Source organism: Paenibacillus sp. Root52 (genome assembly GCF_001426865.1).
Lineage (GTDB): Bacteria > Bacillota > Bacilli > Paenibacillales > Paenibacillaceae > Paenibacillus.
Map to the genome: position 1 here is coordinate 155,611 of NZ_LMFO01000032.1, position 23,639 is coordinate 179,249.

Annotated in this window: 20 protein-coding genes; 19 read left to right on the forward strand and 1 reads right to left on the reverse strand. The window is 48.0% G+C overall.

What is annotated here, in order from left to right:
- Window positions 1-27: 27 nt before the first annotated feature.
- The 15 genes from ASD24_RS26900 (at window position 28) to ASD24_RS26970 (ending at window position 17,426) form a co-directional block, all read left to right on the forward strand.
- Window positions 28-921, forward strand: coding sequence for a glycosyltransferase family 2 protein (locus ASD24_RS26900; RefSeq protein ID WP_397339108.1), 894 nt, complete (start codon window positions 28-30; stop codon window positions 919-921).
- Between the two features lie 165 nt (window positions 922-1,086).
- The gene (locus ASD24_RS26905; protein WP_235540894.1) at window positions 1,087-2,166 is read left to right on the forward strand and encodes a glycosyltransferase family 2 protein; all 1,080 of its coding nucleotides are present in this window, start codon (window positions 1,087-1,089) and stop codon (window positions 2,164-2,166) included.
- Window positions 2,166-2,939, forward strand: a complete 774-nt coding sequence (locus ASD24_RS26910; protein ID WP_056702529.1) for a glycosyltransferase family 2 protein — start codon at window positions 2,166-2,168, stop codon at window positions 2,937-2,939. The genes ASD24_RS26905 and ASD24_RS26910 overlap by 1 nt, the downstream gene beginning before the upstream one ends.
- Window positions 2,936-3,667 carry a sugar phosphate nucleotidyltransferase gene (locus tag ASD24_RS26915; RefSeq protein WP_056702532.1) on the forward strand — a complete coding sequence of 244 codons (732 nt, stop codon included), beginning with the start codon at window positions 2,936-2,938 and terminating at the stop codon, window positions 3,665-3,667. The genes ASD24_RS26910 and ASD24_RS26915 overlap by 4 nt, the downstream gene beginning before the upstream one ends.
- Window positions 3,668-4,476: 809 nt before the next feature.
- Complete coding sequence (locus ASD24_RS26920; RefSeq protein ID WP_235540896.1) at window positions 4,477-5,241, forward strand: GT-D fold domain-containing protein; 765 nt, start codon at window positions 4,477-4,479, stop codon at window positions 5,239-5,241.
- A gap of 67 nt (window positions 5,242-5,308) precedes the next feature.
- Window positions 5,309-6,880, forward strand: coding sequence for a glycosyltransferase family 2 protein (locus ASD24_RS26925; RefSeq protein ID WP_056702534.1), 1,572 nt, complete (start codon window positions 5,309-5,311; stop codon window positions 6,878-6,880).
- Between the two features lie 553 nt (window positions 6,881-7,433).
- The gene (locus ASD24_RS26930; protein WP_056702536.1) at window positions 7,434-7,712 is read left to right on the forward strand and encodes a glutaredoxin family protein; all 279 of its coding nucleotides are present in this window, start codon (window positions 7,434-7,436) and stop codon (window positions 7,710-7,712) included.
- 617 nt (window positions 7,713-8,329) lie between these two features.
- Complete coding sequence (locus ASD24_RS26935) at window positions 8,330-9,673, forward strand: LLM class flavin-dependent oxidoreductase (protein ID WP_056702539.1); 1,344 nt, start codon at window positions 8,330-8,332, stop codon at window positions 9,671-9,673.
- A 101-nt stretch (window positions 9,674-9,774) separates the two neighbouring features.
- Window positions 9,775-11,415 (forward strand): ABC transporter substrate-binding protein, encoded by a 1,641-nt coding sequence (locus ASD24_RS26940; protein WP_056702542.1) that lies wholly within the window; start codon window positions 9,775-9,777, stop codon window positions 11,413-11,415.
- A 42-nt stretch (window positions 11,416-11,457) separates the two neighbouring features.
- Complete coding sequence (locus ASD24_RS26945; protein ID WP_056702550.1) at window positions 11,458-12,390, forward strand: ABC transporter permease; 933 nt, start codon at window positions 11,458-11,460, stop codon at window positions 12,388-12,390.
- Between the two features lie 18 nt (window positions 12,391-12,408).
- A complete protein-coding gene (locus ASD24_RS26950) occupies window positions 12,409-13,326 on the forward strand; it encodes an ABC transporter permease (protein ID WP_156395566.1) in 918 nt (305 codons plus the stop codon).
- Between the two features lie 127 nt (window positions 13,327-13,453).
- On the forward strand, window positions 13,454-14,002 hold the full coding sequence (ssuE, locus tag ASD24_RS26955; protein ID WP_056702553.1) for an NADPH-dependent FMN reductase: 549 nt from the start codon (window positions 13,454-13,456) through the stop codon (window positions 14,000-14,002).
- A gap of 88 nt (window positions 14,003-14,090) precedes the next feature.
- The gene (locus ASD24_RS26960) at window positions 14,091-14,963 is read left to right on the forward strand and encodes a LysR family transcriptional regulator (protein ID WP_056702555.1); all 873 of its coding nucleotides are present in this window, start codon (window positions 14,091-14,093) and stop codon (window positions 14,961-14,963) included.
- A 67-nt stretch (window positions 14,964-15,030) separates the two neighbouring features.
- Window positions 15,031-16,089, forward strand: coding sequence for an LLM class flavin-dependent oxidoreductase (locus ASD24_RS26965; RefSeq protein WP_056702558.1), 1,059 nt, complete (start codon window positions 15,031-15,033; stop codon window positions 16,087-16,089).
- Window positions 16,090-16,169: 80 nt separating this feature from the next.
- Entirely contained in the window at window positions 16,170-17,426 is a 1,257-nt protein-coding gene (locus ASD24_RS26970) for an amidohydrolase (protein ID WP_082560587.1), read from the forward strand.
- 297 nt (window positions 17,427-17,723) lie between these two features.
- Here ASD24_RS26970 and ASD24_RS26975 read toward each other — a convergent pair whose 3' ends face one another.
- Window positions 17,724-18,452 carry a biotin--[acetyl-CoA-carboxylase] ligase gene (locus ASD24_RS26975; RefSeq protein ID WP_056702561.1) on the reverse strand — a complete coding sequence of 243 codons (729 nt, stop codon included), beginning with the start codon at window positions 18,450-18,452 and terminating at the stop codon, window positions 17,724-17,726.
- Window positions 18,453-18,781: 329 nt separating this feature from the next.
- Between ASD24_RS26975 and ASD24_RS26980 the strand changes: the two genes are divergently transcribed.
- From ASD24_RS26980 to cntA, 4 genes are all read left to right on the forward strand, one after another.
- Entirely contained in the window at window positions 18,782-19,648 is an 867-nt protein-coding gene (locus ASD24_RS26980; RefSeq protein WP_056702564.1) for a hypothetical protein, read from the forward strand.
- 29 nt (window positions 19,649-19,677) lie between these two features.
- The gene (locus ASD24_RS26985; RefSeq protein ID WP_056702566.1) at window positions 19,678-20,472 is read left to right on the forward strand and encodes a methyltransferase domain-containing protein; all 795 of its coding nucleotides are present in this window, start codon (window positions 19,678-19,680) and stop codon (window positions 20,470-20,472) included.
- A gap of 129 nt (window positions 20,473-20,601) precedes the next feature.
- Window positions 20,602-21,948, forward strand: coding sequence for an opine metallophore biosynthesis dehydrogenase (locus tag ASD24_RS26990; protein WP_056702569.1), 1,347 nt, complete (start codon window positions 20,602-20,604; stop codon window positions 21,946-21,948).
- Between the two features lie 91 nt (window positions 21,949-22,039).
- Window positions 22,040-23,629 (forward strand): staphylopine-dependent metal ABC transporter substrate-binding lipoprotein, encoded by a 1,590-nt coding sequence (gene cntA / locus ASD24_RS26995; protein WP_056702890.1) that lies wholly within the window; start codon window positions 22,040-22,042, stop codon window positions 23,627-23,629.
- Window positions 23,630-23,639 lie beyond the last annotated feature (10 nt).

The following is a 23,639-nucleotide window of genomic DNA, read 5'->3' on the forward strand; positions in this document are numbered from 1 at the left end:
TTGCATGCTGATGATTTTCATTGGGAGGTGATATGGTTGCAAAACCGCCGTAGTATCGCTCGGACGGGTACCAAACCAAGTTCCAAACGAAATAGGACACAGCAGCAGAAACAGCGATTGAAACCGATGCGTAAAAAAGGTACAAAGACCTATAGGTATGTCATTCCAGTTACGGAGCGATCAGAGCATAGCCCTTTACTTTCGGTAATTATTCCAGCAATGAACGAAGAGAGAACGATAGGTAAAGTGGTTCGTTTGGCTCGGCGTATATGCCGGGATTCGGAAGTAATTGTAGTGGTCAACGGCTCTACAGACGGTACGGCAAGAGTTGCAAGAGCGGCAGGTGCTCGTGTAATCCACTATACAGAGGCTCTAGGTCATGACGGCGGTCGTCAAGCGGGCGCGACGGTGGCTCGTGGCAACATATTATTATTCACCGATGCAGACATTCCGATCTCTCCAGAGCACTTAGCGCCTTATGTGCGAGCGATTATGGATGGAACAGACGTTGCCCTGAACGACTATAACGGCCCGATTACACGAATCCCTATACATCCGGTGGTAGAAGCCAAACATGTTCTGAACAGTATGTTAACGAGACCGGATCTGGAAGGAGCCTCGATGACAGCCATTCCACATGCGATAAGTCGTAAGGCTCTGGAGGTTATAGGTGCTGAAAGTCTAGAGATTCCTCCACTGGCACATGCCAAAGCAGTAGTCGGTGGGTTGCAGGTGCGCGCAGTGCACCATGTGCCTGTAGGCAGAATGAATGCAGTTCGATCACGCAAACGAAAAAGTACCGATCTATTAAGCCAAGTGATCTTAACGGATCATCTAACGGCCATCAAATGGATGACAGATACCCTTGGTTCCCGTGGAGGACATTCCGATCTGGAGCGGGTACGTAGCCTGGCGAGGTGAGCATGTTGTAATCATTCACGGACGGTTTCCAGGTGGTACGCTATAGAGCATAAGGTGTATTCACCTTGATCCTTGCTGATAGCGGAACGGAGAATACCCTTGCTCTAAAGTTATCGTATTCGGAAGCTTGTAGGCTGAATGCTGCAATATGCTGGAGGTGACAAAATGAAAGCCCGTATCGTTGGCGTTCGCCATCAGCGAACACGAAAGAGAGGTATGCGAGGAAGACGAGGGCAAGTGTTGAAGAAACAAATCACGAAGCTGGAAACGAATCGAGCAGTGTTCCAGCAGTCATGGAAATACGGTGAAGAAGCGGGGCGGCATAGCTCGGGTGATATCGATTCTATGGAGCAACAGGCACATCTTGCTTGGCACACATGCTGGCCTACTCTATCTAAGCAGATGGGTGATTACGAGGATGTAATGCAGGCAGGAAAGGCATTTATGCAGGGGTATGCCCATTCGTCTGGACGCTCATTGAATATCGTTCCTATGCATCTTCACCGTAGCGCGGCTGCTGTAGTCAGTGCCTGTAACGAAGAGGCCACGTTGGCTCAAGTCATTGTCCAACTGAAACGACTTCCCCTGACAGAGATCGTTGTTGTATTAAACGGAACAACCGATCATAGTCTGGAGCGGGTGCTTGCTCATTCAAGAGTGACCCTTGTCTATGAGCCGAATCGCGCAGGTCATGATGTTGGCCGTGCACTGGGTGCTAAGGTAACGACAGCAGAATCCGTTTTGTTTGTCGATGGAGATATGGTCATCGCGGCAGAGCAACTGGCACCTTTTCTGTATGCGGTTGATCGCGGAGACGATGTGGCGCTTAACGATCTGTCCTCCTTATTGCCTGCATTTGCACGACAAGATGAGGTCACTCGAATGAAGGCATACCTCAATCGGACACTGGGGAGAGCTGATCTTCAATCGAATTCTCTAACGGCTGTGCCCCATGCATTATCTCGGCGTATGATCCAAGCAGTAAATCCAGAGTCTCTTGTTGTTCCACCTAAAGCACAGGCTCTCGCCATTCAACATGGATTAAGAGTAACGGCACCTAGTCAGGTCGACGTCATTCGATCCAATCGTCTTCGTTCCACCAATGTAGGTAGCGGCAATCCAGTTGCTAAGCTCATTATTGGAGATCATCTTGAAGCGATAGCCGAGTGGCTGAACTTGGCGGGGCAAGAGGTGCTAGCACCTACGTTATCCCGAAGCGAAGTGGCTTACAGGAGGAACACCTGATGACATGTACGAGTATTATAATTCCAACCTATAACGGATTAGATTTATTGCAATCCTGCATTGCGTCGATCCGTCAATATACAGGTGCTCACACCCCTTACGAGATTGTTGTTGTGGATAATGGTTCAACGGATGGCACGGCCGCTTATTGTGCCAAGGAACATCTAAGATTTGTCCGGTTGCCTGAAAATCGTGGATTTCCTGCTGCCTGCAATGCAGGGCTGCGTGTAGCTATCGGAGATGAGCTTCTCCTCTTGAATAATGACGTTACGGTGACCTCCTGCTGGCTCGAAAATTTACGAACTGCCCTCTATAGTGATGAGCAGGTTGGAATTACAGGCCCTGTCACTAATTACGCCAGCGGCATTCAGCAGGTCAAGGTGGATTTTCACAGCATAGAGCATTTTCAGGAGCTGGCGAGAGCCAACAATGTAACGGATCCACAGAAGTGGATAGAGGTTAAACGGATCGTTGGGTTATGTATGCTAATTCGGAGACGAGTACTCGATTCGATTGGCTTGCTTGACGAGGCGTATTCGCCGGGACATTATGAGGATGATGATTATTGTTATCGCGCCCGGATGAAGGGTTTTCGCTTGCGGGTATGCGGTGATGTTCTAGTTCATCATCAAGGTAGTGCAAGTTTTCTGAAGACGGATCCGGATACATGGAAACAGCTACTAGAGCGTAATCGCTCGATTTTCATTAACAAATGGCAGGTCGATCCTCTTGAATATATTGAGACATCCGATGAAGGAGGCAACGTGAAATGAAAGGTGTTATTCTTGCTGGCGGAACAGGAACAAGATTGTACCCTCTGACGCGGCTGATCAACAAGCATCTGCTTCCAGTCGGTAAACATCCGATGATTGTGTATGGAATCGACAGGCTCCGTCAGGCGGGGATTGAAGATATTTTGATCGTGATGGGTAAACAGTCGGCTGGTCTATATACCGATTTCTTAGGTGGCGGGGCGGAGCTGGGTGTTCGTTTGACTTATCGTATCCAAGAGAAAGCAGGCGGCATTGCAGAAGCTTTGGACTTGGCGAGATCTTTTATTTTACCGGGAGAACGATTTGTTGTGCTGCTGGGTGACAATCTGTTCAGCGATGATCTGAAACCGTATGTTGATCGATATGTACAACAACCTGAAGGAACAGCCCGTGTGTTGCTGAAGAAGGTGGATGACGCCAGACGATATGGCGTACCGGAATTTGATCCCCAGCACCCAGAACGTATTACGCATATTGAAGAAAAACCGAGTCATCCAAAGACATCCTATTGTGTCACTGGAATTTATATGTACGATGATCATGTGTTCAACCTCATTGGTAACATTGCGCCTTCTGCGCGTGGTGAGCTGGAAATCACTGATGTGAATAATCATTATGCCGCCGCAGGTGGGCTTGAGTACGATATATTGCAAAAATATTGGAGCGATGCGGGTACGTTTGAATCACTACAGGAAGCGTCGGTTCGAATGAAAGGTCAACTGCCGTAAAATGATGCTTCTGATGCTGCTGTGCGGTGCCCTATGGGAGAGCGGATGATCCTGCGCCGGAGCTTTGCGCAGTGGCACTCCTAACGAAGATCAGGGGAGGAAATGCCGTGAAAGTAGCCAAACGCAACAGGCTGGCTGGAGCCTGGGTAACCGGCAAGTCCAGGGGTACCCATCCGGCAGCATTTCAGGGTCAAGGACATCGAATAGGCACAGGAAATAGCATATCTACTCGCCCACGTGTGGGGATGAGCAACGCTACGGGGCGAACGACAGTCAACCGATCAGTGGAGACGCTGTTTCATGCGCAGTCGAGTGCTTCTCTCCACCATGGCGAACCTCGCGAACAGCGTTCGACTGGAGAAGTCACGGTAAGGAGCAGAGCCGTAAAGAAGCCCAAGCGCAAGGCTGGCGCGAGCGCTCGTTCTGGTGCCCCGACCAAAGTGCGGGGCACCAGCTCTGCGCTGCCAGGTCGCAGACGGGCTGCGCGCAAGCCCGCAGGCGGGCGAGCTGCTGCACGCTCGCGCCCTGGCTCACGGGCAAGCGCAGGGCGCAAGCCCGGAGCAGCGCCAAGCGGGCGAGCCATCGCCGCCCGCAGCACCCAGCGCACGGCTTCGCGCCGTGCGCCCACGCCAGCACCGCAAGCGACACCTCCGCAGGGTGTCGCCGCCGCGGGGCGGGAAGGCGCTGCCCCAGGTATGGGCAGCGCACAGGGCTTGCCGCCAGCGCAGCACGCAGTGCAGGCGGCGGCCGTGCCCGGCGGCTATGCCGAGGGCTACCGCGACGGTGTGTTCGCGGGTGGGGAGGCGCTGGTGGCGCAGCACATCCCGCCGGATCATATTCTGCCTGCCGTTGCGGCGGCAGATCTGATCGCAGCGGGATTCCGCCAGTACGCGCCCAGCCTGGCAAGGCTGTCCAGCCCCCATGAGGTGGCTGAACAGCTTGTGGGCGCATTGAATGCCCAGCGCCCGTTTTCCGTCGTTCGCCTAGGCGATGGCGAACTGTTGGCTCTGGCAGCCGATACGGTGCTGCCCGGCGAGGAGGTGCAGGAACTGGCACCGTTTCTGCCTTATGCAGGGGTGCCGCGTTCTACACCTGAGATTCGGGCTTCGCTCGCCGAAGCCATTCAAGGTGCAGATTGTGTCGGAGTTCCGATCTCGCGGGCGCCGACATTCCAAGGGTTACTTTTTCCTGTCTTACAGCACTTTGGGATCGATTGGTCACGTCTGAAGCTGACCAGCTCCACCATCAATTACGGATTGCATCAGTCAGGTCTATTACTGCCTATCCTACATGGGCGACGTGTACTGTTAATCGGCAGCAAGGCTCATGAGCTAGGGGGACTGCTTCAAACTCATGGCGTACATGTTGCGGGGGTTATCGGTTCTGTCGCGGGATATTCAGATATTCCGAGAGTGATGCAGCAGGCAGCAGAGGTCGCTTTTGACATTGCGCTCGTCGCAGCCGGGATTCCGGCCGTTATATTGTGTCGCCGAATTGCAGGGGAACTTGGCAAGGTTGCATTGGATTTTGGACATTTAGCAGACAAATTGGTTACGGGAGAGCTTCATCTCTAATGGATGCCGAGGGCAGCGCTGGATTGACTGCACTCGGCTCTCATTGAAGAGAAATGGAGGGGAAAGTATGAGGAGCAATAGTCATACATCTAGCGGTTCAGGGAAAAGTGCTGTCGGAATGACCGCATCTACGCGCAGTCTGGAATCGGAACGTGTTACTCTACACTCGGTAAACAAACGTGTAAGGCAAAAGTCTAAGCGCAGAGGTACCGGGCGACGAGCCGCCCAAGGTGCGAAATTATATAAGCAGGGTTATCGCAGAGGATACGATCAAGGATTAGCGCAGGGGCAGAGCTCGTTCGGTCTAGTTTTTGAAGGAGTAAGCATCATTATCCCTACTTACAATCAACGTGATTATGTACTGAAATGTATTGCGAGCATTGAAAAGCATACACCAGCTCCCTACGAGATTATCGTCGTAGATAATGCTTCCAAAGATGGTACAGCACAAGCCTTGCTTCGCATTGGTGGTGTGGTTAGAGTTGCTGCATTGGATGTGAACCGTGGATTTGCTGGTGGGGTAAACTATGGCTTGATGATGGCAAGAGGCAGACATATCGTAGTGCTGAACAATGATACCTTGGTCACACCTGGCTGGCTTGATAACATGATGACATGTCTGGATAGTGATCCGAAGATTGGTGTGGTTGGGCCTGTAACGAACTACATCGGTGGTGATCAGCAGATCGAGGTTCCTTATCGTGAAGTGGAGGATATGTGGTCATTTGCGAGTAAACATAATCGGCCGGATGCGAAGAAGCATCGGTTAACGGATCGTCTGGTTGGGTTCTGTTGGCTGTTCACGCGGGAATTGTGGGAGCGTGTCGGTTATCTGGATGAAGGCTATGCCGTTGGCAATTTCGAGGACGATGATTGGATCATTCGTGTGAAGCTGGCGGGATATGAACTTGCGGTAGCTGGGGATGCATTCATCCATCATTTTGGAAGTGTGAGCATGAAGGCGTTAGGTGAGCAGGATTACGTGGTCGTAAATCAAGACAACGAGCAATTTTTCTCGAAGAAATGGGGAGATCCTCATGCGCTTGTTGCAGAAACGAACAAACTTGCGCTTCGTGAAATGCTTCCAGCCGGCTTGCAGAGCAAGAAGCAAATGGATTCAAGGCAGCGTATATCCACTCAGGGAAGCGCTGACCTTGCATTATCATTTAGACGTAGCAGCGAATTCTATCCAGAGGGTTCGTTCATATCGGATGCCAAAGGAGAGGTCTATACCGTAGTTGGTGGACATCGCCGCAAATTAAATATCCCTGTCCCACGCGGTATTTCTCCCGTTCAGATTGCCAAACCTGAATTGCTCAGCATTCCTTCGGGAGAGGCAGTTGAATCAACAAACGAAATACAGGCGTGGCCGCTGGAAGCTCATCAGCTGCGGAGCTCATCCATGGAGGGCTCAGGAAATCTTTGGCCGAATGGAACGATTGTTGCAGCAGCAGATGCACCTGAGACCTGTTACCAGATTAGCGGTGGCAAACGTAGAAGGTTTGTAACGACCTATGCATTCGAGCGTTGGGGTGTACATTCTGCACATATTGTGCACGTGCCTGCAGAACAATTACGTTTGATCGAAGAAGGCTGGCCGATTATTGCCCCGCCGCAGCTCTTGAACGAAGATTTGTAATGATTCGAGTAGCGATTGTGGGTTGTTGGTTCGCTTGATGTGGGGTGAAGTGTTGTGCGCACGGCTATCGAATTATGCCGCCTTCATTCCACATTCAATGATTACATACAGTAACTACTCGCGCGCGATGAAGACAGCCCGCTGCAGCTGGGAAGGTGCATTCTTGTATGAGCAGGCTAATCCGTAATGACGGGTTAGTCTTTTTTTATGCTTGTATTCGTAAGATTACTACGCTCAACAGACCGTTCAAATGTATGCAAGCTTGTGGATCTAATCCCCGTAGGAATCAGAATCTGTCCTGTTCCCGAGAACGGGTGAAGCCGTCTTATATATGCCGATAAGGTAGCCCTTCTTTTGCAAAAGAGCCAAAAATTAAATTTTTAAATTTAATCTTTCTATCCGGTTATAGGTTTATTCTATTAGCAGATGGATTGACGCCTGATAGGTGCGGGAGTACATTTATAGCCATAATTCTTATTTAACAGATAGGAATTGATGGTCTGGGATACTGATTTCCTGATCATAACCTTGAATCCAATCAGGAGGTATGTCGATGTCTTCTTCATCCAAAAAAGTCGTGCTCTGGAGCAAAACAGGTTGTCATTTCTGCGGGGAGGTCAAGGCATTTTTGACCGAGCGGAATCAGCCTTTTGAGAACATTGAAGTACAAGGCAACGACGTATTGAGAGATGTATTGGAAGCCAAGTATGGGATCCGTCATGTACCTGTTATTGAGGTAGGCAGAGACGGAAAGTATGAAGCCTTGCTAGAGGCAGATTTGGAAAAACTGGCAGAGCTTCTTGAACGCCACGACGAAGCGGCAGCCGTTTAAGAGGTTGTTCAAAAAGTCCGCTTTTGATTACGAAGGATGCGCGAGCGGCATCTCAGCATCGAAAATGGGATTCAGCCGAAATAAGTGGATGCTTACGAAGTTTGTTTCCTCCGGAAACAATGTAGTTGCTCACGTAGTTTTGCCTACGCTCCGCTACTCCATTTCTATCTTCATCCCCTTTTCTCGTTACTGAAAACCGACCTTTTTGAACACGCACTTTAAGTTGGATCGTAATAGATCCTTTTGTAAAAGCAAACTTTCCCGGCTGCGATGGGCTGTCATCACGGCATAGAGTAGTCGGGAGAGTTAATTTTGATCCATACATGGCTAAGGTAAAGTGTTCCTTTGGATTATCCAATGCACATATAGAAAAGTTCTATAAGAAACACAGTTGACCCATTAGCAGGGCAGTGATAAGATTTGTGAAATTAAAACAAACCAAACTCATAGGAATAGTTAACTTTCATTGTTTTCTCATACGGATGAATAGTCGGAAAGCCTGGGAGAACAGTGTTTGGGACGGTTGCTCTGCGAACGTGGGTCAATATCAATAACTTCTAGATTAACGAATATAAGTGGTTATCCCATCATTTAATCAGAGAGAGGCGGAAGCGGATATGACGGCAAAACGCAGTTTGAAATTTGGAGCAATCGTACACGGTGTTGGAGGTAGCATGACGACTTGGAGACATCCAGATGTGCAGGCGGATGCAAGTGTGAGCTTTGATTTTTATAAACGCCAAACACTAAAAGCAGAAGAAGGCAAGTTCGATCTGGTATTCATCGCAGACGGTCTGTACATTACTGAGAAATCCATTCCCCATTTTCTAAATCGCTTTGAGCCAATTAGCATTCTGTCTGCGCTCGCTGCAATTACGTCCAAAATTGGTCTAGTTGGAACCCTATCGACTTCATATAGTGATCCTTTCACGGTTGCTAGACAGTTCGGTTCTCTGGATCTCATCAGTGATGGCCGTGCTGGATGGAATGTTGTAACTTCCCCGCTGGAAGGCTCCGCCAAAAACTATAGTAAAAGCAATCATCCAACCCATCCCGAGCGTTACCGGATTGCTACAGAGTATTTGCAGGTGACTAAAGGGCTGTGGGATTCATGGGAAGATGATGCATTTGTAAGGGATAAAGAAAGTGGCGTATTCTTCGACTCATCCAAGCTGCATACGCTCAATCATGAGGGCGAGTTCTTCTCCGTTCAAGGTCCACTCAATATTGCCCGTTCACGTCAAGGTCAGCCTGTCATTTTCCAAGCAGGTTCTTCCGAAGACGGCAAGACACTAGCCGCACAAGAGGCGGATGCAGTCTTCACTGGGCATGATACGATTGAAGAGGCTCAAGCATTCTATAAGGATGTCAAAACTCGTGCTGCTTCCTATGGTCGCAAACCAGAAGATATCGTGATCCTTCCTGGAATTAATCCCATTGTGGGACGTACTGAGGAAGAAGCGGAGCGTAAATATGAGGAAATTGCAAATCTAGTTACGATTGAGAAAGCACTTGATTACTTAGGTCGTTTCTTCGAGCATCATGACTTCTCCCAATATCCACTTGATGAGCCATTCCCTGAGCTGCACGGTATTGGAAGCAACAGTTTCCGCAGCGGCACAGATAAAATTAAGCAGAATGCCAAAGAGCAAGGGCTTACCTTGCGCGAAGTAGCCCTGCGAGCAGCGACACCTAAAAGTAAGTTTATTGGCACACCTGAACAGGTGGCAGACAAAGTTCAAGAATGGTTCGAAGCCGAAGCGGCAGATGGATTTATTATCGCTTCTGAGCTACCAAGCGGACTGTCTGATTTCGTAGAACTCGTTGTCCCAATTCTGCAAGAGCGTGGCCTCTACCGTACTGAATATGAGCATGATACATTGCGCGGTAATTTAGGCGTGCAGATTCCAGCTAATCGGTACACTGTAGCCCGCCAACAAGCCGAACCACAACCTAATTAGGGTAATGATATTGATTTTTCAACGACTTAAAACCAAGTTATCTTATAGGTTATATTGATTAATGATTCAATGACACCTGTATACACAGAGGGGGAAGCGATATGAGCAGGTCTATTCGATGGATGAAATATATGGCTTTGGCAGCAGCACTAATACTGGTATTATCCGGATGCGGAGCTGGCAGCACATCAGACGGAGCTGCTCAAGCTTCGGGTGGCGAGCAGTCTGCACCTGCAGAAGGCGGCAATCTGACGTATGCACTGGCTACATCTCCTGATACGCTTGATCCTCATCGAAGCGGGTTAGCGGTAACGGTACGTGCAATTCGGACGATCTATGACAACCTGGTGGTTCAACTGCCAGACGGCTCCATTAAGCCTTGGTTAGCCAAAGAGTGGAGCGTATCGGACGACGGCACAAGTTACACGTTCAAGCTACGGGATGACGTGAAATTCCATGACGGCACGCCGTTTAATGCGGAAGCGGTCAAGTATAATTTGGATCGCGTTATCGATCCAGCTACCAAAGCTGCCAATTCTCTAGCTCTCATTAGACCGTATAGCTCCTCCGAGGTCATTGATGAATACACAATTAAAGTTAATTTGGCACAGCCATCACAGGCATTCCTTGGTAACCTAAGTCAAGCATTGCTCGGCATTGTGTCTCCAACTGCTGCGAAGAAATATGGAGATCAATTGGGGAAAAACCCGGTAGGTACCGGGCCGTACACGTTTGTAAAATGGGATGAAAATGCAGATATCGTTGTTGCCAAAAATAAAGATTATGCCTGGGCCCCTGAGACCGTAGAGAATCAGGCTGCACCTCACCTAGATACGATTACCTTCAAAATTGTACCTGAAGAAGCGACGCGCATCGGAAGTGTACAAAGTGGTCAGGTGCTCGCGGCCGAGACGGTTCCACCGCAAAACATTGCGGCACTGAAGGGTGATCCGAATCAACAGCTGTTGCAGGCGAATACCGTGGGGCTGCCTTACACCCTCTTTTTCAATCTACGCAAAGCACCTTGGGATAATGTGAAAGTTCGTCAGGCCGTTCAATCTGCCGTGGATGTGGAGACCATTGTCAAAACGCTGTACCTAGGCAACTACGAACGTGCTTGGTCTGCGCTATCTCCAGGGATTTTGGGATACGATTCTTCGTTAGAAGGCAGCATTAATCCGGATATCAACAAGGCGAATCAATTGCTGGATGAAGAGGGATGGGTTAAAGGAACGGACGGTATCCGTGCTAAGGATGGGAAGAAGCTGACACTTCGTTATGTGGATGGTTCGCCTAACCGGGAAAAACGCAATGATATCGCTGCGATTATTCAACAACAGTTGAAACAGGTGGGCATTGCTGTTGAGGTAGAGATTACAAAAGATATTGCCACGGTCATATATCAGAACTGGGATTATGATCTATACGGTAATAGTCAGGTGAATTCCGATCCTAATGCCTTGTATGCCTTCTATCATACGAGTGCAGAAGGAGAACGGCCAACGTTGTCTGGCCTGGCAGACCCTGAAATTGACAAACTGCTGGAGCAGGGAGCGGTTGAGACCGATCCGGACAAACGGGTGGAAATCTACCATCAGGTTCAGCAATATTTGATTGATCAGGCAGTCATTTTGCCTATATACGTCTTCCCTTATACTGTCGCTGCATCCAAGACCGTTCAAGGGGTGAAGTTTGATGCACTGGGATATCCATTGTTCAACGATGTAACCATTCAGCCATAACATGTTCAGCATTATACGTACTCAGGAAGGAGACGACCCGGTATGGTTCAAACGGTACTGACACGGCTAGCAACATCACTTTTCGTTATTTTCGGAGCCTCGGTGCTGGTGTACTGCATCATGTATCTTCTGCCGGGTGATCCGGTCCTGCTGATGTTAGACCCATCCTCTGCTACACCGGAAATGATCCAGAACTTGCGGGTTCAGCTAGGTCTGGATCAGCCATTTTACGTCCAGTTTGCACATTATTTTGGAGATATGCTCCGTGGGGATTTTGGTAAATCGATGATCAATTCCGACCCGGTGCTGCCTAAAATCTTGGAGCATTTCCCTGCAACACTTGCTCTGACGGCGCTTAGTTCTCTAATCGCAATCACAATTGGCATTACTCTAGGTGTATTGTCAGCCATTCATCGTAATGGAGTGATCGACTTTGTTGCTCGCCTTGTAGGATTATTCGGGATTTCGATGCCTACCTTCTGGACGGGAATTCTGCTCATCCTTTTGTTCTCCGTACAGCTTGGATGGTTTCCGGCGATGGGTTCAGATGGATTCAGTTCACTAGTGCTGCCAGCGGCAACACTAGGTTTAGTCGGTGCGGGGTTTATCGTGCGAATGGTACGTAACAGTATGCTGGAAGTGATCAATGAACCGTTTATCGTGGCATTGCGAGCCAAGGGGCTCTCGGAACGGGTCATCATGTATGGTCATGCACTACGAAATGCATTGATCCCGGCGGTAACGGTTATCGGTATGCTTATTGGTGATTTACTTGCAGGCACCGTTGTCGTTGAGACGGTCTTCTCGAGACAAGGAATTGGCCGAATTATTGCAGATGCCCTTATGTCTAAAGACTTGCCCGTGGTGCAAGGTGTCGTATTCTTTACAGCAATCATCTATGTAGTGTTGAACTTGCTCGTGGACATATCGTATGCGTACATCGATCCAAGAGTAAGACGTGCAGTGCGAGCTTAATCGGAAGGAGGAGTCTTCATGAGCATGAAACCATTGGTTGGTGACAAAAAAGCATGGTTGGGGCGTCGGGGACGTATTCGCATATGGAATCGCCATTCATGGCAGGCACGCTTCTCGCTAGCTATCTCGCGATCATTCTTCTATGCTGCATTACTGATTGTGGTATTTACGATTGCTTGTGCCATTGTACCGGGCTGGATTGCACCTTATTCACCAACGGAGATGTTGACCGATGCCATCCTTCAGGCTCCCTCTATAGCTCACTTGTTCGGAACGGATTATTTCGGCAGAGATATTTTTAGTGTGGTTGTGTATGGTAGCCGAGATTCGTTGCTGATTGGTTTCGCTTCTGTTCTCGTAGGCGGTCTTGCAGGTAGCGCGCTCGGAATTATATCCGGTTATATCGGCGGTATTGTAGATTCAATCATCATGCGTGCAGTGGATATATTAATGGCTGTACCTGGTGTGCTGCTTGCTTTGTCTGTGGCAGCTGCTCTGGGGCCAGGACTGCTTAACATTGCTTTGGCGGTTGCGGTAGCCTCTATTCCGGGGTATGCACGGGTTATGCGTGGGCAGGTCATGTCGGTCAAAGGACTTCCTTTTATCACCGCAACACGCTCCCTTGGTGGTTCTAATACACGTATTTTCTGGCGTCATGTGCTTCCGCATTCCTTATCACCGTTGTTGGTTATGGCAACGCTTGGGGTGGGAACGTCCATTTTGACCGGATCTGGGCTTAGCTTTCTAGGCCTCGGGGTATTGAAGGAAATCCCTGATTGGGGAGCGTTACTCTCCCAAGGGCGAGGTTATTTGACGGTGGCTTGGTGGATCTGTACTTTCCCAGGGCTGGCTATTACGTTGTTTGTACTGGCGGTTAATCTGATTGGAGACGATATCCGTGATCGACTTGATCCGAAAGTGAACGGGGCGGCATAGACACTAACGTTAGTCTATCTTTTTGATACCAAAGACTGCAGGAAATTGAACATGCATTATGTATAAGTGCGTGTTCAAAAAGGTCGGTTTGGACTTTTTGAACAACATCCATAAGGAGGAATTCATCATGTCACATGTCGTTATTATTGCAGGTTCTCCGTCCAAACGCTCACGTCTGACGGGGCTAATTGATTACAGTGTAAGCCAGCTAAGCGAGGCAGGCATTACGGTTGAAGTTATTCATGTGGCAGACCTACCTGCGGAAGACTTGGTGCAGGCGCGATTCGATAGCACGTTCATTCGGGATGCTCTAGCGGTAGTTGAAGCGGCAGACGCAGTGATTGTGGCTACTCCGGTCTACAAGGCTGCATACTCAGGCGTATTGAAGTTGTTCTTGGATCTCATTCCCCAAGAAGGACTACGAGGCAAAGTGTCGCTTCCATTAGTGATTGGTGGGTCTATTGCACATCTGCTTGCGATTGATTATGCGTTGAAGCCTGTACTGACAGCTCTTGGAGGTAGGCATATTCTTGGTGGAGTGTATGCAGTCGATCAAGGTATCGAACGGTTGGATGGAGATAAGTATGTATTATCGGCTGAGATTACAACGCGTTTGGATCGGTCACTCGAAGAATTAAGATTGACACTGGAAAAGGATGGTATTACGATAGCCTAAAACCAAGTAATTAGATCGGTAAAATAAAATAAATTTTGAAGTCAACTGATTGGAGCAAAGCGTCAGTGACGTGGATACGGAGGCACTTATGAATATTGAAAATATTGAAGCATTTGTATACATCAATCACTATGGAAGCTTCAATAAGGCTGCCGAAGTACTCTTTTTGTCCCAGCCTTCCGTGACCGCACGTATCCAGTCACTCGAACGTGAACTCGAATGCAAGTTGTTTGACCGATTGGGCAAGCAGATTGTGCTAACGGAGGAGGGGCGTAAATTTCTCCCTTATGCACAGCAGGTGCTGCAAGTGATCCAGAAGGGCAGACAGAAAATCCAGCAACGCCGTACTACACCTGATGCGCTGCGTCTGGGAAGCACCGTTTCTGTCTCGAATTATGTCATACCCGATTTCCTACCCAAGATTAAGGAAGCCTACCCGGAAGTCAGCATTAAACTAACGACGGCTCCGACCGACCAGTTGGTCGCCAAGTTATTGAATCAAGAAATTGATCTTGCTTTTGTACGTAAGGTCATGCATCCGGCGATTCGGACAGTTGCTTTTTATGAAGATCCGATCCAGTTGTATGTCTACAAAGGGCATCCGTTTATTGAACGTGGGCATGTCAGTATGGAGGCAATTCGAGAGGAGAGGTTGGTCTTCTTCGAATGCGGATCATTGGACTGGCTACGTATTCACAGAGCTTTTGACTCACTGGAACACCCGCCGGATATTACATATCATGTAGATCATTCGGAAACGGCGAAGAAACTTGTTATGCAAGGCGCAGGCATTGCCTTTTTGCCTGCGCTTACGGTGAAGAAGGAAGTGGAAGAGCAACAACTATTCCCTATTCAGGTACACGAGGTTGCTGGGGTTTCCTTACAAATTAGTGTAGTTACGTTAAAAGAAGAACATTCTCCGTTTGCAGAACCTTTTGGGGAACTGTTGCGGCAGCTATAGCATTTTGGATATTCGTACTGCGGATCGTACGTTTGAACTCGAATGATTAATTTAGGGGGAACTTCACATGGGCATTCGTATTGGGATATTGGATCAGACTCCAATCTATGAAGGGGAAAAGCCGGCGGATGCATTTCGGCATACGATTGAGCTTGCTCAGCGGGCGGAGGCGCTTGGATTTCATCGTTTCTGGGTATCAGAGCACCATGATTCAGAGCATGTGGCAGGCTCTTCACCGGAAGTGCTCATTGCCCATCTGATTGCTCATACCAAGCGGATTCGCTTGGGCTCCGGAGGTGTGATGCTTCAGCATTACAGCCCTTACAAAGTGGCCGAGAATTTCAATATTTTAACGGCACTCGGAGAGGGAAGAATTGATCTAGGTATTGGTCGTGCACCAGGAGGGCTGCCCCGCTCAACCCAAGCGCTACAACAGGGCATCCAAGATGCAGCCTCGCTTAAAGAGAAGATCGCTCAAGTAAGAAAGTTTATTCATAACGAGCCTGAACAAGATCCGTCCCATCCTTTAGCTGGATTGAAAGCTTCACCTGTATCCGAAATTCCAGCCGAGTTGTATGTACTCGGGGCAAGTCCTGACAGTGCTGGTATGGCAGCAGAGCTTGGATTACCCTATGTGTTCTCCCTGTTTATTAATAGTAATCAAGAGGTGGCTCAAGAAGCCTTCCGAATCTATCGTGAACAATTCGACCGTTCTACGGGGCGTGAGCCATATACGGCGCTTGCTCTATCGTTAATTGTGGCAGAGAGTGAGCAAGAAGCCGAGGAGCTGATTGGTGAGCATAGACCGATCAAGATTTTTCTGGAAAGTGGTAAGACGCTGACGGTACTTTCAGAGGAACAGGTAGCTGAATTTGCTAAACAAACGAACGAATCCTATCGAACCGAAGTGTTGGAACCAAGCGTGACCCGAGGTACAAAGGAATTTGTGGGTAAAGCGCTACGTGATTTCCAGCAAAAATTTGCTGTGGATGAGCTGATCGTAACGACGGCTACACGTGATTTTTCGAAACGAATCCGTTCGTTTGAATTGTTGCGGGAAGCTCTGGAGGAGCAAGGACTATTGGAAGATGTCGAAACCGCAAATGTTGCGGAGTCAGTGATATAGCTTATAGCTAGGGCGAGTTTTTAGACATGTCCTAATCTATTACAAATCCGTACACGATCATGGAGAGAGGGAGCGATGACATGAGTGATCTGAAACTGTCTGAACAGCGTATAGGGCATGAATTACAGCAAGTGGAGCCAGAGCCTCATCTCGATCACAAGCCAGTAGCTCCTACAGAACAGGACGAAACATTGGCTGCTCGCTTGATCGAAATCCGGCGTCAGCTTCACCGTAATCCGGAGTTATCCGGAGAGGAATTCGAAACGACCGCAGCCATTCGAGGCTGGTTGGAAGAAGAGGGGATAACCGTTGCGACGGATTATAAATTGCGTACTGGATTGATCGCAGAGATCGGTGAGGGAGATGGCCCAATCGTTGCTCTGCGTGCGGACATTGATGCTCTGCCTTTACAAGAAGAGACGAAACTTGAATATGCATCCCAAGTTGATGGCAAAGCTCATGCCTGCGGTCACGATGCGCATACGGCTATTCTTATCGGTGCTGCACGGCTGCTCAAGCAGCGTGAAGCCCAGCTTCGGGGTAAGGTGAGACTTGTATTCCAGCCCTCTGAAGAGAAGGCAACAGGTGCAAGACAAGTCATTCAGAGTGGTGCGCTCAGCGACGTTGGTGCCATATTTGGTTTGCATAACAAACCGGATCTGCAGGTAGGTACATTAGGCATTCGCGAGGGCGCACTTATGGCGTCAGCAGATGGGTTTGTTGTCAAGGTGGAGGGTGTAGGAACTCACGCGGCAGTGCCAGAGGCGGGCATCGATCCAATCGTCGTTGCTTCACACATCGTCACGGCACTGCAAGCAATCGTAAGTCGAAATGTTGGTGCGCAGGAAAGTGCCGTAGTCAGTGTAACTAAAATTCATAGTGGAACTGCATGGAATGTGATTCCTGATGAAGCGATTCTGGATGGAACGGTGCGTACTTTTGATGAGAAGGTACGGGCGCGGATTCGGGAACGCTTTAATCAGGTCGTCTCAGGTGTAGCGGCGGCTTATGGAACACGTGCATCGGTACGCTGGATACAAGGTCCACCGGCAGTTGTGAATGATGCCTCGTTAGCGGCTGAAGCAGAACGGGTGGCTAGCCAAGTCGGGTTGAAAAGTGTTAGACCATTGCCGTCTCCGGCAGGTGAAGATTTTGCCTTTTATCAAAAAGAAGTTCCGGGTCTATTTCTCTTCCTCGGCACATCCGGACGCCATGAATGGCACCACCCGGCATTCGATCTCGATGAAAGAGCACTCCCGCTTGGAGCACATCTCCTAGCAGCTCTTGCAGAACAGGCTCTTGAGAACCTACAGGCACAACAGCCAGTGGGTGGCTAATTGCTTGACTAAAGGAATAGCACGAAATGTTAGAAAACAGATGGCAATAGAGTAGCCGATAAAGAATAAATTTTAAAGAACAGCTACCAAAGAATAAATGTTAAAAGAACGACTTTGCAGGCATATTCACCTGTTCGAAGTAGGGAATCTGCCTGTTTACTGTACGTTTTCTTGCAAAAGGTCATGCCAAAAGGCTTTATGGACTAAGGGTTCCCATAAAGCCTTTTTGTGTTACTCGACCACCGCACCGCGTGATCCTTATGATTATTTCAAAATATTACTTCGAAATACAACTCCTTAGCTTGAAGCATTTGATTTCTTAATGATGACGTCCCCACTTGCATGCGCAGTGACCTGCCCATCCGCCTGCTCAATGAGCAAACGTCCATGACTGTCGACCCCTAGGCATTGCCCTTCAATCCATTCGCTGTTCTCACGGTCAACCATGAATTGAATTTCTTCTCCAAAGTTAAACATTCGTTCTTGATACAGCGGAATCAGTGGCTCGAATCCATCTGTAATCCAAGATTGGTGATAGTCCACTAGGCTCTGCACGAGCTGCTCTGCGAGTATCTCAGGACGAACTTCAGCGAATTCGGATAAACATATGGTGGAGTAAGGCACATGTTCTGGTCGATATGCCACATTGATACCGATTCCGATGTACATAGCGGAGTGATCGGCTTCAACGAGCGTACCGGATAGTTTAGCTCCGTTAATAAGGATATCATTAGGCCATTTGATCTGTAGCCGCTGATGGGCTGTAAGATACGGTTCAATGACATCCTGAATCGCAATTCCTGCCATCAATGCGATCGTTGGTCGAAGCGCCAGATTGGTGGATAGCGGCAAAACGGTAGTAAGTGCGAGATTTCCCGGAGGTGTCTGCCATGCCCGTCCGTATTGTCCTTTACCCGCAGTCTGATTCTGGGACATGACGGCGAAGCCTGGAGACTTACCGCTTTGGGTTAGTCGCTTCGCTTCTATATTGGTACTATCAATGGTGTCGTATTGTAATATGTCCATGGAAGATCCTCCAATCATGTCTGATGCAACGCACCTGAACTAACGATTGAATTATAACATGAACCTATCGCTGGGCAAGAGAATTCCCACAGTTCTGAATACTATGGATTGAAGTTGAGCGTTAGCCAGATACATCAATGCACAGGAAAATGGATTGTTTCATAACGGATAAAGCTCTTTTCTCTAAAATGGAAATATTTGTTGACGATCTGAAATGGCTATGCTATATTTTTCTCGTCCACTAATCGTAATAATTACGATTAATGTCGAATGAAGGAAAATAAGCTCACCTTTATATTCTGAGGATAAGAATAGGAGTAATCGCTGCGATGAAACAGGAGATCGAGTTTATCAAATTTAATCCGACCCAGAACATGACGATTCTGGTTCAGACGAATCATCCAGCCGAGAGCTACCCACGCATTGCATCCCAACTGATGTCGTATGAACATGTGTACGCTGAACAGGTGGGATTCATTGAGAGATCCATGCAACAGGGAGCCGTTGCACATTTACAGATGGCGGGAGGAGAGTTCTGTGGCAATGCCTGTATGGCACTCGCTGCACATATCGCAGCAGAAGCTAAGCTGGAACAACATGATCAGATGCACGTTGTGCTTACGGCTTCTGGAACAGAGCAATTAATCGTGTGTCATGTGAAAAAGCAAGCCAGCGGATATGACTGCCAGGTGTCTATGCCAATCCCTGAACAGATTGAGCAACGAACCATTAAGTATGAAGGATTGGATTTGGATATCATCATCGTGCGCTACCAAGAATTTATCCATATCGTGATCGAGGTTGAAGAATTTGATGAGATGATGAAGAGAAGAGCTCAAGCCTTGGCTCGGTTACTCGGATTAACGATGGGGGATAAGCTGATCGGTATTATGTTATATAAATCTTCGTCAACAGAGCTAGCTCCACTCATCTATGTACCTCCATTGGATAGTCTGATCTGGGAACGAGGATGTGGTTCAGGAACGGCCTCCCTAGGAGCTTACCTTGCTTGGAGCCAGCAACGCGAAATTTCGCATTACATCAAGCAGCCTGGTGGTGCCATTAAGGTGATGGTCGGGTGGCATGAAGCAGAAATTGAGAGTATTACCATTGAGGGAACTGTCGGCATTGTGGCACAAGGCAGAGCATTTATCGATGACCCAGCAAGCGCACTTTTACAGACACATCACATGTAAGACGATGACAAGATGTAGGGGGATAAGAAATGGTTACATTGGTTCATTTTCAGACCTGTTTGCGTGAATACGCGATGAAATTCAATGAGCTGGGAAGCAAGTATGATCATACGCTGCATCATAGTTCAGAGCTTGAAGCGCTGATCGATCATTATTCCAGGTTCGTGACTGATCCGGAGAACAAGGCAGCCTGGGAACAGCTTGCAGAGCAAGAACTGGACAGTCTCCATTCTCTCGTAGAGGAGCTTAGGCAGCAATCCGCCTACTGTGTAGCGATTATGGAGAAGTATCGTGCATTGCGATTACAGCGTGGTGATGTACAGATCGCGGATTATTTCAAGAACATCGAAGAATGCATTGATAAGGAGTTTGGCAGCTTCCACGTCACAGCGCAGTCCAAGGTATTGCTGGTAGGCTCGGGTTCATATCCCATGACTCCCTTGTACATCGCCAAGCGAACAGGAGCCGAGGTCGTGGGTATCGATATTGATGAAGAGGCGATTACGCTGGGACAGAAGGTTGTGGAGATCCTAGGAGCTGGCTTGAACATTCGTCTGGAACGCCTATTGCTGGAACAGCTGGACTACACGCAAGAAGCAACACATATTATTTTCAGCTCTACGGTAGCGAATAAGTACGATTTGCTTGATCAATTGCATGACCTGACGAATGATCATGTCGTTGTGGCGATGAGATATGGCGACCAATTAAAATCCCTGTTCAATTATCCCATGCTGGAAACGGACAGTCGAAAATGGAAGCTCGCTGACACGGTGTTACGCCCTGACGATGTGTTCGATATTGCGCTATATCAAAAAGCATAGTTGTTACAACCACTTTTCACGAAAACGATTAAATCTGAACAGAGGTTGATCTTACTTCGTTAGAGCTAGGAGCTAAGAGGTAAGGTGATTCTAATTTACAGGTAGTATGTTGAACATAAGGAGGCTCATATGGGAGGTTTTCAGCGAATTCTGATATCCGGAACAGGTCCTGTATCCATTCAGCTTGCCGTACTGTTCCAAACGTATCTCAACTGCTCCATCGGAATTGTGGGCAGGGAATCCGTTCGATCGGCATCGATATTTGCATCACTGGAACAGAATGACCAACGCATTCAAGCAAGTATCCAAAATGAACAGCATCAACCGCTTGCTGGTGAGTGCACTGTCCATCAGGTGTTTCACGGCTACGATACCATGGAGGGTGAATGGGATACGCTGATTTTGGCTGTCACAGCAGATGCTTACATCGACGTATTGCGAGAAATGAAGGAACACTTCGTTAAACAAGTGAAATGTATCGTTTTGGTGTCACCTACTTTTGGTTCCAATCGTCTGGTAAGCCAGTATATGAAACAGAGAAACGCGACTCCAGAAGTGATCAGCTTCTCTACGTATCTTGGAGATACCCGCTGGATGCACGAGCAACCGTCCAATCAGGTCATTACGACAGGCGTTAAGAAGAAGGTCTATATCGGTTCCACCCGATCTGCTTCTGAATATATACACAACCTGTGCTGGCTGTACGAGAAACTAGGAATTCACATGGAGGTCATGGCATCCCCGCTAGAGGCAGAAACGAGAAATATATCTCTATATGTGCACCCGGCTCTGTTCATGAATGACTTCTCACTTGAGGCGATCTTTGGGGAATCGGATATCCAAACCTATGTGTACAAAATATATCCAGAAGGCCCGGTTACCCAATATTTGATTCGGGATCTGCGGGCTCAGTGGCAAGAGATCATGCAAATTACAGACAAACTCCATATTCAGGGGATCAACCTGTTGCAATTCATGACCGATGATAATTATCCAGTGCGTTTAGAGAGTTTATCCCGCTACGATATCGAGAATTTTAATCAACTGCAAGCCATACATCAAGAGTATTTATTGTACATACGTTACACCTCATTGTTGATCGATCCTTTTTCTAAACCAAGTCCAGAAGGAACCTATTTTGACTTTTCGGCCGTGCCATTTCGGAAAATGTTTGTGAATCATGAGGGATATGTGGATATCCCCCGTATGCCCAAAGAAGATTATTATCGCATCAAAATTATCCAGGGTATCGCAAGACATATGGAGGTAAGCTGTCCGACCATTGATCAATTTATTGCTACATATGAGGCGAAGCTTCAGCAAGTAGCTCAAGCTCATAGTGGTCAGCGCTTATCCGATGCCTTTGTCATTCAATCCTTTGCTGAGGACATTGAGATGATCTGCCAAGGAATTGCAAACCACAGGGATGCGATACATCACGATGTGAAGTCTTGCTTCAAAGAGTCCGCTGTATAGTTACGAAGCATGCCGGCTGGCATGAATACGCACATTTTTATTTTTAACATCAGGAGGAAATATTGTGAAGAAGAGTAGTCCATTCATTTATATGTTGATGCTGGTATCCGTTCTGGTTCTTATTGCTGGTTGTGGGCAACCCAATGAGACTTCGACAGAGCCTGCCAACCTTGAAGTCCAGAGCGAATTAATCTATGCGTCAGCCAAAGATATTAACGATATGAACCCTCATCTATATACAGGCTCGATGCCTGCCCAAGGCATGGTATACGAGTCTTTGGTGGAGAACACACCGGACGGAATTAAGCCATTGTTGGCTGAATCTTGGGACATTTCAGAGGATGGTAAGACCTATACATTTCATTTGCGCCAAGGGGTGAAGTTTCATGATGGTGAGCCCTTTAACGCAGAGGCCGTGAAACAGAACATTGAAGCCGTGCAGGCCAACGCTGAAAAACATGCCTGGATTAAATTATCTACCAAAATTACGAGTGTGGAAGTCATTGATGAATACACCGCGGCGTTGACACTGTCAGATGCCTATTATCCAGCATTGGTCGAATTGTCTATGACTCGACCTTATGTGTTCATCTCACCGAAGGATTTTGTTGACGGTGGAACCAAAGACGGCGTGAGTGGTTACCATGGCACAGGACCATACAAGCTTACAGCACATAAGGTTGAAGAGAACGCTACCTTTGAAGCCAATGAAGAATATTGGGCAGGAGCACCCCTAATTAAGAAAATCACCTCTAAAGTTCTTCCGGCAGGAGAGACCACATTTTTGGCACTGCAAAAGGGAGAAATCAACGTTGTGTTCACAGATGATCGGGGTGCGGACAGCATCGATGTTGAAGCGATGGAACGATTAGCTGAATCCGGTGATTATCAGGTCGTTCGAAGTGAGGCGATGAATACAAGTATAATCGTTGCTAACAGCAGCAGACAAGGCAGCCCAGTGCAAGAAACGGCTGTTCGCGAAGCACTCTGGTATGCGATTGACCGGGAGACGATCAGTAACGATATTTTCAATGGAACCCAGACGGTAGCGAACACACTATTCTCATCCAACGTTAACTATGCGAATGTTGATCTGAAGCTGCGAGAGTATAATCCAGAAACGGCAAAAGCACTATTGGATCAAGCAGGCTGGACAGCAGCAGAAGGAGGAGCTGTAAGAACGAAGAACGGTCAGCCTTTGACGATGAAACTTTACTATGACAGCAACTCCTCCTCACAGAAAATTCAAGCTGAATTAATCCAACATGCAGCAAAAGAATTGGGGATTGGGCTAGAGCTTGTAGGTGAGGAGTCGACTTCTATCGCTAATCGAAGAGCGACCGGAGAATATGATCTGTTGTTCAATCAGACTTGGGGACTTGCTTATGATCCTCAAAGCACCATTGCTGCGTTTACATCAGATTCGGCGTACAAGCACACAACGAGTGGTATAGCTCAAGCAGATGAACTGTATCGGAAGATTGACGAGGTTATGGTATCTACGGATGAGACATCACGGAAGTCCTTATACGCCGATATTATGAAAATCGTGCATGATGAGGCGGTATTCATCCCCATTACGAACGGACGTGTGACGGTGGTTGCTCCCCAGAACCTGGAGGGCATTGGATTCAAACAGACGCAATATGAATTGCCTTTTGAACAGATGAATTTTAAATAGAGCGGAGATG

Excerpts from the sequence above, each read along its gene's own strand:
- ASD24_RS26915 (WP_056702532.1), top strand. The coding sequence starts at position 2,936 with ATGAAAGGTGTTATTCTTGCTGGCGGAACAGGAACAAGATTGTACCCT.
- ASD24_RS26960 (WP_056702555.1), top strand. The coding sequence starts at position 14,091 with ATGAATATTGAAAATATTGAAGCATTTGTATACATCAATCACTATGGA.
- ASD24_RS26980 (WP_056702564.1), top strand. The coding sequence starts at position 18,782 with ATGAAACAGGAGATCGAGTTTATCAAATTTAATCCGACCCAGAACATG.
- ASD24_RS26965 (WP_056702558.1), top strand. The coding sequence starts at position 15,031 with ATGGGCATTCGTATTGGGATATTGGATCAGACTCCAATCTATGAAGGG.
- ASD24_RS26935 (WP_056702539.1), top strand. The coding sequence starts at position 8,330 with ATGACGGCAAAACGCAGTTTGAAATTTGGAGCAATCGTACACGGTGTT.
- ASD24_RS26925 (WP_056702534.1), top strand. The coding sequence starts at position 5,309 with ATGAGGAGCAATAGTCATACATCTAGCGGTTCAGGGAAAAGTGCTGTC.
- ASD24_RS26950 (WP_156395566.1), top strand. The coding sequence starts at position 12,409 with ATGAGCATGAAACCATTGGTTGGTGACAAAAAAGCATGGTTGGGGCGT.
- ASD24_RS26940 (WP_056702542.1), top strand. The coding sequence starts at position 9,775 with ATGAGCAGGTCTATTCGATGGATGAAATATATGGCTTTGGCAGCAGCA.
- ssuE (WP_056702553.1), top strand. The coding sequence starts at position 13,454 with ATGTCACATGTCGTTATTATTGCAGGTTCTCCGTCCAAACGCTCACGT.
- ASD24_RS26990 (WP_056702569.1), top strand. The coding sequence starts at position 20,602 with ATGGGAGGTTTTCAGCGAATTCTGATATCCGGAACAGGTCCTGTATCC.
- ASD24_RS26985 (WP_056702566.1), top strand. The coding sequence starts at position 19,678 with ATGGTTACATTGGTTCATTTTCAGACCTGTTTGCGTGAATACGCGATG.
- ASD24_RS26905 (WP_235540894.1), top strand. The coding sequence starts at position 1,087 with ATGAAAGCCCGTATCGTTGGCGTTCGCCATCAGCGAACACGAAAGAGA.
- cntA (WP_056702890.1), top strand. The coding sequence starts at position 22,040 with ATGTTGATGCTGGTATCCGTTCTGGTTCTTATTGCTGGTTGTGGGCAA.
- ASD24_RS26975 (WP_056702561.1), bottom strand. The coding sequence starts at position 18,452 with ATGGACATATTACAATACGACACCATTGATAGTACCAATATAGAAGCG.
- ASD24_RS26970 (WP_082560587.1), top strand. The coding sequence starts at position 16,170 with ATGAGTGATCTGAAACTGTCTGAACAGCGTATAGGGCATGAATTACAG.
- ASD24_RS26945 (WP_056702550.1), top strand. The coding sequence starts at position 11,458 with ATGGTTCAAACGGTACTGACACGGCTAGCAACATCACTTTTCGTTATT.
- ASD24_RS26930 (WP_056702536.1), top strand. The coding sequence starts at position 7,434 with ATGTCTTCTTCATCCAAAAAAGTCGTGCTCTGGAGCAAAACAGGTTGT.
- ASD24_RS26910 (WP_056702529.1), top strand. The coding sequence starts at position 2,166 with ATGACATGTACGAGTATTATAATTCCAACCTATAACGGATTAGATTTA.